A 15,057-nucleotide genomic window follows, 5' to 3' on the forward strand; every position below is an offset into this window, starting at 1 on the left:
GCGACCGTGTGGAGACAGACATGACCGAGTTCCTGAACGTCGACGGCGGGACAATCGCGTACGAGGTGACCGGCACCGGGCCGCTGATCGTTCTCGCCCACGGCATGGGAGACAGCCGCAAGGCCTACCGGTTCCTCGCACCCGCGCTGGTCGAAGCAGGATTCCGGGTCGCCGCAACGGATCTGCGCGGCCACGGCGAGTCGAGTGTCAGCTGGTCCTCCTGCACCCGCACCGATCTCGCGCAGGACCTGATCGCCCTGGTGAAGCACCTCGGCGGGCCCGCTGTGCTGGTCGGCCACTCCATCTCGGGCGGCGCGGCCACGATCGCCGCGGCGAAGGCACCGGAACTGGTCACCGCGCTGGTCGAACTCGCGCCGTTCACCCGCAAGCAGCAGGTCCGGCTGTCCGACCTGCGGGTGAGCGGTTACCGCCGCGGCATGACCCGCCTCCTGGGCACCGCCGTCCTCGGCAGCACCAACCAGTGGGCCAAGTACCTGGACATCGCCTACCCCGGCACCAAACCGGCGGACTGGGACGCCCGCCTGGCGGAGATCACCGCGATGCTGAGCGAGCCCGCACGCATGAAGGTCCTCCAGGCGATGGGCAAGACCTCCCCCGCCGACGCCGGCGAGCAGCTGGCCAACGTCACCTGCCCGGTACTCGTCGTCCAGGGAACGCACGATCCCGACTGGGCCTCGCCGCTGGCGGAGGGCGAGGCCGTCATCGCCGATCTCCCGGCCGGCCTGGGCAAGCTGGAGATGATCGAGGGTGCCGGGCACTACCCGCACGTCCAGTTCCCCCGGCAGACTCTCACCGCGATCCTGACGTTCCTGGCCGATGTCCGTGCCTAGGGCGGGCCTGCACGCGGACACGATCGCCGCGGCCGGCGCCGCACTGGCCGACGAGATCGGCTTCACCGAACTGACCATGGGCGGGCTGGCGGAACGACTCGGAGTGCGTGCCCCGTCCCTGTACAAGCACATCGCCGGCCAGGACGACCTCATCCGCCGGATCGCAGCCCTCGCCTACGTGGAGATCGCTGACGCCATCGGCACGGCCACCCGGGGCCGCGCGGGACGCGACGCGCTGGCAGCCGCCGCACACGCGCTCCGCGACTTCGTGCTCACCCACCCCGGCCGCTACGCCGCCACCCTCGGGCTGGCTCCGACCGGTCCCGACGACCCGATCGCGATCGCCGCCTCGCGCGGACTCGGCCCCTTCGCAGCCGTCCTGCGGGGATACGACATCTCTCCGGAGAAGATGACCCACGCACTGCGTGCGCTGCGCAGCCTCTTCCACGGCTTCGCGGATCTCCAGGCCGCCGGCGGCTTCCAGTGGTCCACCGACGTCGGCGAGAGCTTCGAGTGGCTCATCGACCTGATCGACCACGGCCTCCGCCACGCCGCGTGACAGATCCGGCCGACGTCAGCCGGAGTGTGTTCGATCGACCCAGCCGTGCGTCAGGGGAAGCCGGCCGGATCGGTGTGCGGCACGCTGTTCGACCACCCACTGTTCGATCTCGTCGACAGACCGGGACACGGGCTCGTCGGTGGTGTCGACGATGTGGGTGCTCCACCGCGGATCGCCTGCGGTCCAGTCGGTCCAGCGGTGCCAGGCCATGTCCGGGGCGCTGCCGTTGGTGATGGCCTCGGGGAGGTGCCGAGGATCCCTGGCGTGTCCGCGATGCCAGGCGGCCCAGCCCAGGAACGCGTCGACCGCCTTCGAGTCCCACCGGCCGGAGTCGCGGTGGGCGAGCCGGGCGCGGCGGATCTCGTCGTCCACATCGACCAGACAGAGCGCGATCCCGTCCACCTCCGGTGCGGAGGGAGCCGCCAGGACCTCGCCCAGTGGGGACTGTCCGGTCAGCAGCAGGTCCAGTCCGCGTTCCTGGTACTCGAGTGCGCGGCGCACCCACAGCTCGGTGTTGCGGTGGCGCCAGTGGGGGTCGGCGTCCCGCGGCACACCGACCTCGTCGAAATCGTGGACGACGACGTCGCGGAGCCGGTCTGCCACGGCAAAAGCGAGTGTGGACTTGCCCGAACAGCTCGACCCCGTCAACTTCAGCAGCACGTCCTCAGGGTTGCACGGTCCCGGCGCTCGGCACACCCGACTTTCCCTTGCCGACGCCACCTGTGTAGCCGAGCCGTCCCCTGGTGACGACGATGACGACGAGGCTCAGCACGCCGAGGCCGAGCACAGGCCCCCAGAGCAGTTCTTCGCCGCCATCGGGGAAGAACTCGGAGAAGGCGACGGTCTGGAAGTTGTTGATCGAGCAGTGCAGCAGCATGACCAGGGGCAGGCTCTGGCGCCCCTTGTTGTAGACCAGGGTGATCAGGAAGCTCATCTCCATGGCCATGACGGCGAACCGGACGAGCGTTTCGGCCGTGACGTCGGGGCCTCCCCAGGGGGTGAGGAACAGCGGCAGGTGCCAGATGATCCACAGGGTGCCGAGGACGAACGTGGCGATCATCGGCTGGTGGCGCTGCTGCAGGCGGCTGAGGGCGAAGTCGCGCCAGCCGGGTTCCTCGGCGAGGCCGGTCGTGAAGAACTGGAGCACCAGCATCGGCACGTAGACGGCCAGCACCATCAGCGAGGGCGCCCGGAAGCCTTCGCCGTCGGTCACCGCCAGCGTGCCGAGCAGGACCGCCACGGGGACGGCCAACAGAGCGAACGCGTACCACGGGACGCCGGCGCGGAACTGGAAGAGCCGCTTGCGCCACCGCCGGAGACCTTCGCGGCCCTCGGTCACGGCGGTGACGGTGAACGCGGCGGTCAGCGGGCCGAGGTACGCGCCGGGCAGGATCGCGGTGAGCTGGTTGCCCATCAACAGGTCCGGGTACCGGAAGTGCAGGACGCCGAACCCGTCCAACGACAGGATGTAGGGCACCCAGGCCAGCCAGCTGATGCCGTTGGCCAGGGTGAAGAACGTGATCAGCGGGTAGCGCTGGACCAGCGCCTGCCAGCCGCTGGAAGCGACGCGGCCGGAGTCCGCGACAGGGATCGAAGTCATGGTCGGAAGACTAGAAATCGATCTTGCGGGAGTCAGTGCAGTCAAGGGCCGTTCTCGGGGTGGAGTCTGCTCTACCGCGCGTCTCGCTTGGTGAACGTGATCACGGTGACCGCGCACGTGATCACGAGCCACGCAGCCATCACCGCACCTCCTTCCCACGCGGAGAGGACGCCAGGCCGGTAGAGGCTCGCCCCCGCGCGGTCCGGGAGGTACTCGGCAACGTCCGTGGCCGCCGCCAGCAGTGGGGACACCACGAACACGAACGTCACCAACGTCGCGACGGCGCCGACGACGCTGCGCAGCAACACGGCGACGGCGAGAGCGAGGAGTCCGATCACGACCAGGTAGACGGTGGTGCCGGGTAGTGCGGTGCCAGACGCCTCGGCGGCCACGATGGACAGTGCGCCGGTGAGCAATGTTGTCGGGGTGGCGACGGCGAGGTAGGCGAGAACCTTTCCGGACAACAACAACGGCCGGTTCGGGACACTCAACAGACTGGTGCGGATCTGGCGTCCGCCGTACTCACCCGCCGCAGTCAGGATGCCGAGCAGGATGAGGCCGAGCTGGCCGTACTCCACCGCGCGGAAGCCCGCTGCCCAAGCCAGACCCGGTGTGGCGAGGACTGTGATCGCAACGGTGGTGTGCACCGCCGGCAGTGTTGCCAGCTTGCGCAGCTCGGCGGCGAAGACGTGACGAAGGGCGTTGCTCACGATGCCTCCCGCTCACGCGTCGCGGCGGGCGAAGACGACCACGCCCACCACCAGGCCGAGCACGGTCCACGCCGTCAGCACAGCTGCTCCCACCAACGGCGGAAGTTGTTCTGTGAACGCGGTTCCGCGTGCGAACAGGTGAATTCCGGCGGCGTCGGGGAGGAACTTCGCCCACGACGTGACCTTGGACAGCAGCAGTGACACGGAAACCAGCGAGCCGTTGACGATGAGCACGATGAGTGGGACGACGCCGCTGCGCGTGATGGTGGTGACAGCGAAGGCGATCAGCGCCATGCAGACGCAGTAGAAGACGGCGCCGGGCAGTCGCCAGCCGAGTTCACCGGCAGCCTGCCACGGCGAACGCCCGAACGGCCCGAGCAGCGCCTGTCCCACGACAAGCCCCGTGAAGATCGTGGCGGACGAAAGCAGCACGGTCACGAGCGTGAGCGCGCCGGCCTTGGCCACGAGCAGCGAGCCCCGCCTGGGGACGCTGGTCAGCGTGGCCAGGATCTGCCTGCCGCCGCCGACGTCGCCGGCGTTGGCGGTGTACTCGCTGCTCATGATGACGACACCGAGCACGATGCCGGCGATCACCGCGAACATCACGGCCTCGAACCCGCCCTCGGCGACGGACCGGTGGCTCAGCAGACTGGTGTCACCCGCGGCGAGACGGGTGCGCACGGAGTTCCCGTTCAGCCCGGCTATCGCCGGTGCTGCGACGAAGCACAGTCCCGCGGCGACGAGCGACGCGCGGAGCGAGACGAGTTTGCGCAGCTCGGCACTCAAGTGTCTCATCGGTCCTCCGTGCCGGTGAGTGCGAAGAAGGCGTCCTCCAGGGACGTGTGCCCCGCACTCACTTCGGCTGTCGTTCCACTGTGGACGATCGCGCCGTTGTTGATCACGACCAGGTCGTCGGCGGTGCTCGCCAACTCGGTCATCAGGTGACTCGACAGCAGCACAGTCCGGCCGTCCGCCGCGCACGACCGCAGAAACTCGCGCAACCAGCGGATGCCACGCGGGTCAAGACCGTTCACCGGCTCGTCCAGCACCAGCACCTCCGGTTCACCCAGCAGTGCGGTGGCCAGCCCCAGTCGCTGGTTCATGCCCAGCGAGAATCCGCCGACCCGCTTGCGGCCGACGTCGCCGAGTCCGACGAGGTCCAGCACCTCCGGCACCCGAGTCCTCGGGATGCCGTTGCTCGCCGCCACCCACGACAGATGCCCGCGCGCGGTCCGCGACGGGTGTGCGCCACTGCCTTCCAGCAACGAACCCACGGTTCGCAGCGGGTTCCGCAACGTCCGGTACGGCTTGCCGCCGATGAGTGCGGTGCCGGAATCGGCCGAGTCGAGACCGAGCAGGATGCGCAGTGTGGACGACTTGCCGGCGCCGTTCGGGCCGAGGAATCCGGTGACGCGCCCGGCTCTCGCGGTGAAGCTGACGTCCCGCACGGCCACCTTCGGGCCGTGCCGCTTGACCAGGTGGGAGACTTCGATCATGTCCCCAGCCTGCGGCCGCACCGCGCGGGAGTGCATCAGCCAAAGGTTGACACCTATCGCCTGAGCGTGTTCACGAACCCCGACTCGTAGGCGAGGATCACCAGCTGGGTGCGGTCACGGACGCCCAGCTTGTCGAAGAGGCGGCTCAGGTACGTCTTCACCGTGGCCCTGCTCAGAAACAACGCGGTGGCGATCTCGTCGTTCGACATTCCTTCCACGACCGCCGCCACCACGTCGTGTTCGCGGTCCGTCAACTCCGCGAAGCGCGCCAAGTCAGGTTCTGCGCGGTGCTGCTTGGCGAACTCCGCGATCACCCTGCCCGTGACCTCGGGTGCCAGCAGCGAATGTCCGTTGTGGACGGTGTGGATCGCGTGCAGGATCTCCTGAGGGCCGGCGTTCTTCAGCAGAAACCCGGAGGCACCTGCGCGCAACGCCTCGTAGACGTACTCGTCGAGGTCGAACGTCGTCAGGATCAGCACCCGCACCGCTGCCGGCGTCGCGCACACCACACGGGTGGCCTCGAGTCCGTCCAGCACAGGCATCCGGACGTCCATCAGCACCACGTCGGGGCACAGGCGGTGCACGGCGCTGATCGCTTCCGCGCCGTCACGCGCCTCACCGACCAGCACGAGCGATCCGTCGGAGGCGACCAGCTCGCACAACGAACCACGCAGCACCTCGTCGTCCTCGGCGACGAGGACCCTGATCCGCCCGCTCACTCGCCCGGCTCCGGCAGCACCGCGCGCAACGTGAATCCGCCCTGCGGACGTGAACCGAACGTCAGCTCTCCACCGAGTGATTCCACCCGCTCCCGCAGCCCGATCAGCCCGAACCCCTTCTCGTGGTGGCGTGTCTCGACCAGTGTTCCACCATCGTCGGTGACCTCGACGATCACCGTGCCGTCCAGCGCGTCGACGGTCACCTCGCAACGACAGCCCGGGGCGTGCCGGGCCGCGTTCGTCAGCCCCTCCTGCACGATCCGGTACACCGCCAGCCCTGTGCCGGCCGGCAAGCCGTCCGCGCCGCGCACGGTGAGAGCCACCTCGATGCCGGCGGCGCGCATCCGCTGGGTCAGGGCGGAGAGGTCCTTCACTCCCGGCTGTGGCCGCCGTTCGGCAGGCGTTCCGGCGTCTCTGACCGTGCCGAGCACCGCACGCAGATCGGCCATCGCGTCCTTGCTCGCCCGCTCGATGCGAGTCAGCCGGTTCCGCAGCTTCTCGGCGTCACCTGCGTCGACGTGGGCTGACACCCCGGCGGTCACCGCGATCGTGCCGAGCGAATGTGAGACGACGTCGTGCACCTCCCGCGCCACCCGCAACCGTTCCTCCAGCACCGCACGAGCGCCCTCGGCCCGTCCGGCGTGCGCGGCCTCCTGGCGCTCCCGCCGGACCGCCTCACCGAGCCGCCAGGTGCCGGCCAGGACGAGCAGGCTCACGATGACGTACCGCAGGACGTCCTGCCGCTCGGTGACCCCGACCGACAGCATTGCGACCACTGTCAATCCGAGTGCCACCGACATGGCCCGCGACATCCTGGAACTGCCGTGCGCGACCGCCACCGGGTACAGCGTCCACGCCGCGGCCACGAACGGATCCCAGGCCACGCCGAGAAGTGCCCCCGCGAGGGTCGTCGCCGCGACAGTTCCGAACGCCACGACCGGCCACCGCGATCGGAGCAGCACCCCGGCAACGACCAACACGGCCAAGGCACTCGGCGGCGTGCCGCGAGGCAGCCAGAACACCAGTACACAGAGTCCCGCGACTCCCGCGTCGACCAGCAGCCTGGAGAACACCACCCGACCGAGCTTACGGAGCGACGGATGTGCCGGGGGCATCACAGTCGCAGACGTGGACTGCGACTGTGACTGTGATGCCCCCTCAGGCCCTACTTCACCGCGTAGGCCCTGGTGATCGTCTCCGTCACCGAGTTGCCCAGCACGTCGGTGGCTGTCGCGCGCAACGACGCGAAGCCCGCCGGTCCCGCGGGAATCTCCAGCTTCCCGCCGGCGACCTCGACGCGGCGCCACGTGACGCCGTCGTCGAAGGAAACCTCCACGCCGATCGACCGCACACGCGCGGCCTGTGCACCGGGCTGATGTGCGATGGACACCGTGCCGCTCACCGCACCGTGCGCGGTGTTGCGATCGTCGAGGTTCAGCGCGTACCTGATGTCGAGCAACGGCAACGCCGTCCGCTCATCGGTGCCGGACCGCGAGTGGAACCTCCACTCCGAGCGCACCGCGGGAGACAGTGCCGGGTCGAGGTTTCCGAGCGGCCGCTTGGCCTCGGCGGTGAGGGTGAACCACCCCGGACCGGAAGGCACCTCGTACGTTCCGAGCGCGGGCCGGTCTCCGCGGGCGATCTCCTTGCCGTTCCGCGACAACACGGTCGTCCCGGTGTGCAACGGGGTGAAGAAGCTGGCCGTGGCGGGATCGCTGTCGGAGAACATCGGGATCGTCAGGCTGATCCGGTCGCGCGTGCGGTACGCCCACGGCAGCGGTTTGCCGTCCTGCCGCGAGATCGGCGGCGTGGTCAGCTCCGGCCCGAACGGCGCGGCGAAGACGCGGGAGGTCCGCTTCTCCCCCGCCTCGAGCTGCACCGGCAACGTGATCTCCGCGTGCAACTGGTCCTCGTTGTCCAGGTGTGCGCCGGTGTCGGCCAACTGCACCCCGACACCGGGTGTGACGTAGTCCGTGCGGCGCTGCGGCCACTTCGACTCCACCTCTGCCCCTGCACGCATCAGCCCGAGACTCCACGACGCGAAACCGAATCGGTACGTCCTCGGTGGCATGGTGTCGATCAGCCTGCGTTCGATCCGGCCGAGGCCCGCCCTGGCGAACTCGAAGTCGTACCCGCCGGGCAGACCGCCCTTGACCTCCTTGCCGAGGAAGTACGACACCGGGCTGTTCGCCCGCACTGACAACGTGGCCTGCACGGTCCGTTGCGCCATCAGGTCCTGCACGCGGCGCAGATCCGCCGCGTTGTAGACGAGGCCGGTCGGCAACGCGGGTTCGGCGTCCGGGTCCGAGTCGCTGCTGGGCATGAAGAAGGAGAGCACCGCACGCGCGCCCTTCTGCTTCAGCAGCTTCACGCCGTCCATCAGCTGCTCACCCGGCGGGTACACCGGGTCGTCCCAGTTCTTCGGTGTGATCACCGCGATCGCGCCGGAAACGTCACCGGCGGCCTCGATCGACGCCCGGTCCGCCTCACCGACGCCGACCAGCCGGCCGGTGTGCGTGCCCGTGAAGTCGTTGGTCCACGGGAAGTACGTGTCCCCGAGCTCGAAGCCTCCGGTCCCGTTCACCGTCGTCAGCGCCCACGGGTGGTTCCAGTAGCTGAGGCTCGTCAACGTCAGGCCGGGCATCCGAGGGCCCGCGACGCTGTACAACCGGGCGCCTTCCCTGGGCACACCACCGCGCAGGATGCCCGCGAACTCCATCGGCCCGGACTCGTCGGGGTCGGACATGAGCCCGATCCCGCCGCCGAGTTGCGGCCGCGCGTCCGGGTCGTCCACGCCGACCGTGATCGGCTTTCCCGCTGCGGTGTTCACGTCGACGTTGGTGTCCTTGGAGATCTCCACGCGCTGGGCGAACATCGTGTCGTTGCCTGCGGTGTCCACGATGAGCCCGAAGACCCGGTACGGGCCGTTCGCCACGGTGAGGGTCACCAAGTCCGTGGAGGCGGAGGTGAAGTCCGCGTACGCCTGGCCGGTGCGTTCGTTCTGCGCGATGACCAGCGCCTGGAACGTCTCGCCGGACCTCGGGGGGACCTTCACGGTCAACGTCCGCCGCTCGCCGTTGAACTGGCCGGTCACCGGAGTGTTCAGCACCACGTCGCCGCCACGCGCCCGCAGCACTCCGGTGACATCGCCCGCCGGTTGCGCGGACGGACGCGCGGTCACGGTGACCGCCGCCGAACCACCCGCCGGAACGGTCACCGACTTCGGCACCGAAAGGACGCCCTCGCGGTCGACCTCCAGGTCCAGCGCGAGAGTGACCGGAGTGCTCCCGGAGTTGACGTAGGTGATCTTGCGGGTCGACTCGGCCGTGCCCCACACCGCGCCGAACCCGGCCACGCCCTCGGCACGCACCTGTTGCGCGACACCGCGGGCGATGTCGAGCCTGCCCGCGCCCTGGGCCAGCGTGGAGATGCCCGGCAGTCGCTGGGACGACCCGATCAGGGCGCTCTTGATCTGCTCGCCGGTCCAGTCGGGGTGTTGCTGAGCGAGGATCGCGGCGGCACCGGCGACGTGCGGGGACGCCATCGAGGTACCGGAGATCTGCGCGTACCAGTCGCCGGCCGCGTACTCGGGGAGCGTCCCGGCCGCCCGCGCGGCGACGATGTCCGTGCCCGGCGCGGCGATCTCCGGCTTCAGCCCGAAGTCACCCCGCCTCGGTCCCTGGCTGGAGGTCGCGTTCAGCTCGTCCCGCTTGGTCACGTTGGCCACGGTGAGCGCCCTGTCCGCGGCAGCCGGCGAGCTCACGGACTCACGAGCGCCGTTGTTCCCCGCCGCGACGACGAACAGCGCGCCACTGGACTCGGAGAGCTGGTTCACCGCTTGGGACATCAGATCCGTGCCGTCGGTGACGCTGCCGCCGATGCTCATGTTGATCACGTCGGCGCCCTGCTCGACGGCCCACCGCATGCCGCTGAGGATCCAGTCCTCCCTGCCGCCGTACTGGCCGAGCACCTTGCCGACCAACAGCCGGGCGCCGGGTGCGACGCCCTGGTAACGCCCCTGCGACGCCACGCCGCTGCCCGCGATCGTGCCGGCCACGTGGGTGCCGTGCCCGTCCGTGTCCTGCACGCCCTCACCGGTGAAGTCCGCGGACGAGTCCACAACGGACTTCAGATCCGGGTGTTCCCGGTCGTACCCGCTGTCCAGCACCGCGACCTTCACACCGTCGCCGCGGAACCCGGCCTGCCACGCCTTCGGAGCGCCGATCTGCCTCACGCTCCCGTCGAGCACGGGCCGGACACGGCCGTTGAGCCAGATCTTCTCCTGAGCAGCCGCCACACTGACCGAGCCGCGCTCACGCCAGCGTTGCGCCGCCTCGGCCTTCGGGATGTAGACCGCCGTGACGCCCGTGGTCAGGGCTCGCGCGCCGGAGTTCGTCACGATCGTCGGCACGGTGGACTCGTGCCGGTCGTCGTAGTCCTGCTGGACGAGCCCGGTCACGTCGAACAGCCGCTGGTCCAGCTTGCCTGCCTCGAGGTCCGCGACGGCGTCCTCGGGCACCACGTGGTCGTGGCCGTCGAGCCGGTAACGCCAGGCGCGCAGTCGCTCCCGGCCTTTCGCCATCCGCACGGACGAGACCCGGTCGCCCGCCACGACCACCTGGTCACCTGTGATCAGCGTGACGACTCCAGGCGTGGCCGCGGCTTGCGGCGCACCTGCGCTCGCCGTCGCCGGCGTCGCCACCACGACGGAGAGCAGGAGCGCGGCCACCAACGCCGCGCTTCGTTTTCTGTACATGCGCATCCTTCGAGCGGGACCGATGAGTCCCCGAACGTAGGGGTGCGCGCCGCGCCTTGTCTGCGATCTTCATGACCTCTTCACAACCGGGATTTTCGCCGCACACAACGAAACCGAGTCAGGCACCGCTTCTGGCCATCACTCGCCGCGCGATGGCGAGGGCGAAGCGCCGCGGCATCAGCTTGCCGAACAAGGAGGTGATCAGCTTGTTGGTGCAGCCGTCGACGACGGACGGTCGATTGCCTGACAGGGCGCGGAACACCGTGCTGGCAACGGCTTCAGCGGTCCGTGTGCCGTGACTGTTCATCGGCGTCTTCGTGGGACCGGGGCTGACTTCCACCACCCGGACTCCAGTACCACGGGTCTCGGCCCACAGCGCCTGGGTGAACGAGAGGACGTACGCCTTGGTCGCCGCGTACACCGCCAGGTAGGGCGCGGGTGTGTACGCCCCGGTGCTCGCGATGTTGACGACAGCTCCGTGTCCACGGGCGACCATCGCGGGCATGAGGAGAGCGGTGAGCTCGGTCAACGCGGTGACGTTGACGTCGATCACAGACCGGAACCGGGCAGGGTCACCGTCGAGCACCGGCCCTCGCGTGCTGACACCGGCGTTGTTGACCAGCACCTCCACCTCGATACCCAGGTCGGCCAACGTCTTCGCCAGCCGCGTCGGCGCGTCCGCGGTGGCGAGATCGAGCGGGACGGCGTGCACGGTCACTCCGTGGCGCCGGCTCAGCCGCGCGGCCTCTTCCTCGAGCTTGCCGGCATTGCGGGCGACCAGGACGAGGTGCACACCGTGAGCGGCCAGCCGTTCGGCGACAGCCGCCCCGATGCCGCTGGAGGCACCGGTGACGACGGCGAACCTGTCGCGCATCTGCACTGCTGTGATCATGACATCGACGCTAAACCTTGACGTCCACGTCAAGGTCAAGGTGAACTGACGCGTGCGCATCGGGGAGTTGAGCAAGGCGACCGGCGTCAGCAGCCGGGCACTGCGCTACTACGAACAACAGGGCCTGCTGCGCAGCGAGCGCCGGCCCAACGGGTACCGCGAGTACGCTCCCGAGTCGATCAAGATCGTCGCGTTCATCCAGGACCTGTTCCAGGCCGGCCTGTCCTCCGACGTGGTCCGCGAAATCCTGCCGTGCGCCCGAGACGAGCACCCGCCCGGCGACTGCGCCGAACTCCTGACGCGCGTCCGGCAGGTCCGTGACGAACTCGTGCGACAGGAGCAGCACATCGCCGAGCGTCGCCGGCGACTGGACACCTATCTCACCGAGGGCTACGAGGCGCCAAGACGCGGCATCACTTGACCCGTGCGGAAACCTCGTCCAGTGCGGTCGTCTCGTCCGCGGTGAGCTCGAACTCCGCCGACGCCATCAACGCCGGGAGTTGTTCAACGGTACGTGCGCTCGCGATCGGGGCGACGACACCTGGGCGCCCGCGCAACCAGGCGATCGCCACAGTCGACATCTCCACTCCCCTGGCGGAAGCGATGTCCTCGACCGCCTCGACCACAGCGAGCCCCGCCTCGGTGAAGTACCGGCCGGCGACAACGCGACGGACGATCTCGCCGAACTCCTGCCTGTTCCTGCGGTTCTTGCCGGTGAGGAACGCGCCGATCAGCTGGAAGTACGGCAGCGCCTTGCGATGAGCGCCGACCTGGCGGTACTTGCCGGTGAGGAAACCGCTTGCCAGCGCGAAGTACGGCACCGCCACCATTCCCTCCTCAGCCAGCACGGGAGCGATCTCGCGCTCGTAGCGGTGACGCGTCACGAGGTTGTAGTCCGGCTGCACGACCGTCGGCGGCTCGTACCCCTCACGACGTGCGATGTCGAGCCACTCCTTGATCCTCGGAGCGGTGTAGTTCGACAAACCGATCACACGAATCTTGCCCGCCTTGTGCAGCGCGTCGAAGGCACCGGCGGTCTCGGCAAGTGGCGTCTTGGGGTCGTCGAAGTGCGCGTAGTAGACATCGACGTGATCGGTCCCCAACCGGACCAGCGATGCCTCCAGGGCCGCCTTGACGTTGCCGGCGGCCAGACCCTTGAACGCGGGGTGCTGACTCACCTTGGTACCGAGGACCAGGCTGTCGCGATTCCCGCGGGCAGCCAGCCACGAACCGATGATCGTCTCCGACTCACCACCGGAGTTGCCCGGCACGGCCGCGGTGTAGCTGTCCGCGGTGTCGACGAAGTTCCCACCGCCCGCGACGAACGCGTCCAACACCCGGTGCGACCCCTTCTCGTCACTGGTCCAGCCGAACGTGTTCCCACCGAGCACCAGCGGGAACACTTCGACGCCGGAGCGGCCGAGCCGTGCCATTGAAGATCCTTCCGTTGGGAACATAGGGAATCGGGCGTCCCCGAAGAACTTCTTGACCTTGACGCCAACGTCATACCTTAACGTTCGAGGCATGACGTCCGCGCCCTCGAGAAGAAGTGCCTCGGCTGCCCGATGACCGCAATAGCGGCAGTCCACGGCGTCCTTCCCCCGCACAGCTACCCGCAGGCCCAGATCACCGACCAGCTGACGCGGGTGTTCCAGCCCGACACGGCATCGCGTGCCCTTCTGAACCGCTTCCACGCCAGCACGCGGGTCGTCACCCGGCACCTGGCTCTACCGATCGAGGAGTACGTCGACCTCGACGGCTTCACCGCGGCCAACGACGCCTTCCTGGCCGCGGCGGTGGACCTCGGTTGTGACGCCGTGCTCGGTGCTCTGTCCGCGGCCGGGCTCGAGCCGGCCGACGTGGACGTCGTGATGTCCACGACCACCACCGGAATCGCGGTGCCTTCCCTCGACGCCCGCATCGCGACCCGGATCGGGATGCGGGCCGACGTCAAACGGGTACCGCTCCTCGGGCTCGGCTGCGTCGGCGGCGCGGCCGGGGTGGCCCGCCTGCACGACATCCTCCTCGGCACACCGAGTTCCGTGGCGGTGCTGGTGGCCGTCGAGCTGTGCTCGCTCACCTTGCAGCGCCAGGACCTCAGCGCCGCCAACATGATCGCGTCCGGCCTGTTCGGCGACGGTGCCGCCGCCGTGGTGGCGGTCGGCGTGGATCACCCCCTCGCCGCGACAGGTCCCCGCGTCGTCGGCACCGCGAGCCACCTGTACCCGGATTCCGAGCGGGCGATGGGCTTCGACGTCGGCACCACGGGCTTGCGAATGGTCCTCGGCGCGGAAGTGCCCGGCCTCGTGCGCGCGCACCTGGCCGGCGACGTGCGCAACCTCCTGGCACCGCACGCGTTGGCGATCGACGACATCTCCCACTGGATCTGCCACACCGGCGGGCCGAAGGTGATCGACGCCGTCCAGGCGGCGCTCGGCCTGGACCACGGCCACCTCACGATGACGTGGAACTCGCTCAACCGGGTCGGCAACCTGTCGTCGGCCTCCGTGCTGCACGTGTTCGCCGACACGCTCGCCCAACGACCCCCGGCTGCCGGGGACTGGGGTGTGCTGATGGCGATGGGACCCGGCTTCTGCTCGGAACTGGTGCTGCTGAGGTGGTGAGGCCAGCTGTCAGCACTAGCGTCCTGCCAACAGTCCTGTCGGTTACTGCTCCTGTTTGGCGCGAAAAGCACGTTCTGGCCATCTATCGGCCCCAATGTCACGTTCGCGCCAAACAGGCCTGGGGAGCGAACGTGACGTTCGGGCGATCTAGCGGCCCGAACGTGCTTTTCGCGCCAAAACCGGGGCAGCGGCGGTGCGGACAGGAGTTTGGCCTGGTGCTTAGCGGTCGAGCAGTTCCAGGAACCGCTCGAGCATCATGCTCTGGTACTCCTCCTGGCTCCACCCGCAGTCCCGCACCAGCAACGTGTAGGCGCTGTGCTGCGCGGTGACCCAGCACAGGTCGACCGTGCGGTCGACGTCGTCGGGAAGCCGGCAGAGTCCCCACTCCACCAGACGGTGGATCAGGCGGCGGCCTTCCTCCCGCATGTCCTCGATCCTCTTGCGATAGGCGACCGCGAGCGCCGGTTCGGTGTTCGCGCCCTCCACGAAGGCCGACCACATGCCGGCGCTGCGCCGGTTCGCGTCCGTCAGCGTCGCGGAGACGAGTGCGAGAGCGTCGGCGAGCGTTCCGCCCGGCGGCGGCGTGGCGAGTTCCGGGCGTGCGTACAGAGCCGTGCCGTCGGTCGTTCCGCTCAACGTGATCTCCAGCGCACGGAGGAACACGTCGGACTTGCCCCCCAACGTGTAGATCGTGTCCATGGAGACACCGGCGACGGTGGCGAGCTGGCGCATCGACGTCGCCGCATACCCCTGTTCGGAGAAGAGGGGTATCGCGGCCAGGCAGATCTGGACTTTCGTCTGCTCAGCCCGGTTCTCCCGCGACGGTGAGCGATAGGTGCGGGCCACATCT

General features: G+C 69.0%; 15 protein-coding genes. 4 read left to right on the forward strand and 11 right to left on the reverse strand.

What is annotated here, in order from left to right; translation table 11 throughout:
• The first annotated feature begins 20 nt into the window (after nt 1-20).
• Both ACFOWZ_RS05315 and ACFOWZ_RS05320 read left to right on the forward strand, forming a co-directional pair.
• Nucleotides 21-851 (forward strand): alpha/beta fold hydrolase, encoded by an 831-nt coding sequence (locus ACFOWZ_RS05315; RefSeq protein ID WP_382369602.1) that lies wholly within the window; start codon nt 21-23, stop codon nt 849-851.
• Nucleotides 838-1,410 (forward strand): TetR/AcrR family transcriptional regulator, encoded by a 573-nt coding sequence (locus ACFOWZ_RS05320; RefSeq protein ID WP_382369605.1) that lies wholly within the window; start codon nt 838-840, stop codon nt 1,408-1,410. Before ACFOWZ_RS05315 ends, ACFOWZ_RS05320 begins: the two co-directional genes overlap by 14 nt.
• Before the next feature lie 15 nt (nt 1,411-1,425).
• Here the strand turns inward: ACFOWZ_RS05320 and ACFOWZ_RS05325 are convergent, their stop codons facing one another.
• From ACFOWZ_RS05325 to ACFOWZ_RS05365, 9 genes are all read right to left on the reverse strand, one after another.
• A complete protein-coding gene (locus tag ACFOWZ_RS05325) occupies nt 1,426-2,070 on the reverse strand; it encodes a hypothetical protein (protein ID WP_382369608.1) in 645 nt (214 codons plus the stop codon).
• 4 nt (nt 2,071-2,074) lie between these two features.
• Nucleotides 2,075-3,010: a CPBP family intramembrane glutamic endopeptidase gene (locus ACFOWZ_RS05330; protein WP_382369611.1), complete on the reverse strand. Its 936-nt coding sequence runs from the start codon at nt 3,008-3,010 to the stop codon at nt 2,075-2,077.
• A gap of 71 nt (nt 3,011-3,081) precedes the next feature.
• Entirely contained in the window at nt 3,082-3,720 is a 639-nt protein-coding gene (locus tag ACFOWZ_RS05335; RefSeq protein WP_382369614.1) for a hypothetical protein, read from the reverse strand.
• A gap of 12 nt (nt 3,721-3,732) precedes the next feature.
• Nucleotides 3,733-4,515, reverse strand: a complete 783-nt coding sequence (locus ACFOWZ_RS05340; protein WP_382369617.1) for an ABC transporter permease — start codon at nt 4,513-4,515, stop codon at nt 3,733-3,735.
• A complete protein-coding gene (locus ACFOWZ_RS05345) occupies nt 4,512-5,216 on the reverse strand; it encodes an ABC transporter ATP-binding protein (protein WP_382369620.1) in 705 nt (234 codons plus the stop codon). The genes ACFOWZ_RS05340 and ACFOWZ_RS05345 overlap by 4 nt, the downstream gene beginning before the upstream one ends.
• 53 nt (nt 5,217-5,269) lie before the next feature.
• Nucleotides 5,270-5,935 (reverse strand): response regulator transcription factor, encoded by a 666-nt coding sequence (locus ACFOWZ_RS05350; protein ID WP_382369623.1) that lies wholly within the window; start codon nt 5,933-5,935, stop codon nt 5,270-5,272.
• The gene (locus ACFOWZ_RS05355) at nt 5,932-7,011 is read right to left on the reverse strand and encodes a sensor histidine kinase (protein ID WP_382369625.1); all 1,080 of its coding nucleotides are present in this window, start codon (nt 7,009-7,011) and stop codon (nt 5,932-5,934) included. Before ACFOWZ_RS05355 ends, ACFOWZ_RS05350 begins: the two co-directional genes overlap by 4 nt.
• Before the next feature lie 89 nt (nt 7,012-7,100).
• Nucleotides 7,101-10,691 (reverse strand): S8 family peptidase, encoded by a 3,591-nt coding sequence (locus ACFOWZ_RS05360; RefSeq protein ID WP_382369628.1) that lies wholly within the window; start codon nt 10,689-10,691, stop codon nt 7,101-7,103.
• A gap of 118 nt (nt 10,692-10,809) precedes the next feature.
• On the reverse strand, nt 10,810-11,583 hold the full coding sequence (locus ACFOWZ_RS05365; protein WP_382369631.1) for an SDR family NAD(P)-dependent oxidoreductase: 774 nt from the start codon (nt 11,581-11,583) through the stop codon (nt 10,810-10,812).
• Between the two features lie 52 nt (nt 11,584-11,635).
• On the opposite strand from ACFOWZ_RS05365, the gene ACFOWZ_RS05370 reads away from it, so the two are divergent.
• Entirely contained in the window at nt 11,636-12,004 is a 369-nt protein-coding gene (locus tag ACFOWZ_RS05370) for a MerR family transcriptional regulator (protein WP_382369634.1), read from the forward strand.
• Here ACFOWZ_RS05370 and ACFOWZ_RS05375 read toward each other — a convergent pair.
• Complete coding sequence (locus tag ACFOWZ_RS05375) at nt 11,997-13,016, reverse strand: aldo/keto reductase (protein WP_382369637.1); 1,020 nt, start codon at nt 13,014-13,016, stop codon at nt 11,997-11,999. The genes ACFOWZ_RS05370 and ACFOWZ_RS05375 overlap by 8 nt on opposite strands.
• Nucleotides 13,017-13,148: 132 nt before the next feature.
• On the opposite strand from ACFOWZ_RS05375, the gene ACFOWZ_RS05380 reads away from it, so the two are divergent.
• Entirely contained in the window at nt 13,149-14,207 is a 1,059-nt protein-coding gene (locus tag ACFOWZ_RS05380; protein ID WP_382369640.1) for a type III polyketide synthase, read from the forward strand.
• A 219-nt stretch (nt 14,208-14,426) separates the two neighbouring features.
• Here ACFOWZ_RS05380 and ACFOWZ_RS05385 read toward each other — a convergent pair whose 3' ends face one another.
• Nucleotides 14,427-15,053 carry a TetR/AcrR family transcriptional regulator gene (locus ACFOWZ_RS05385; RefSeq protein WP_382369643.1) on the reverse strand — a complete coding sequence of 209 codons (627 nt, stop codon included), beginning with the start codon at nt 15,051-15,053 and terminating at the stop codon, nt 14,427-14,429.
• Nucleotides 15,054-15,057: the final 4 nt, after the last annotated feature.

It is taken from the genome of Lentzea rhizosphaerae (assembly GCF_042649515.1).
In the GTDB taxonomy this organism is placed as follows: domain Bacteria; phylum Actinomycetota; class Actinomycetes; order Mycobacteriales; family Pseudonocardiaceae; genus Lentzea; species Lentzea aerocolonigenes.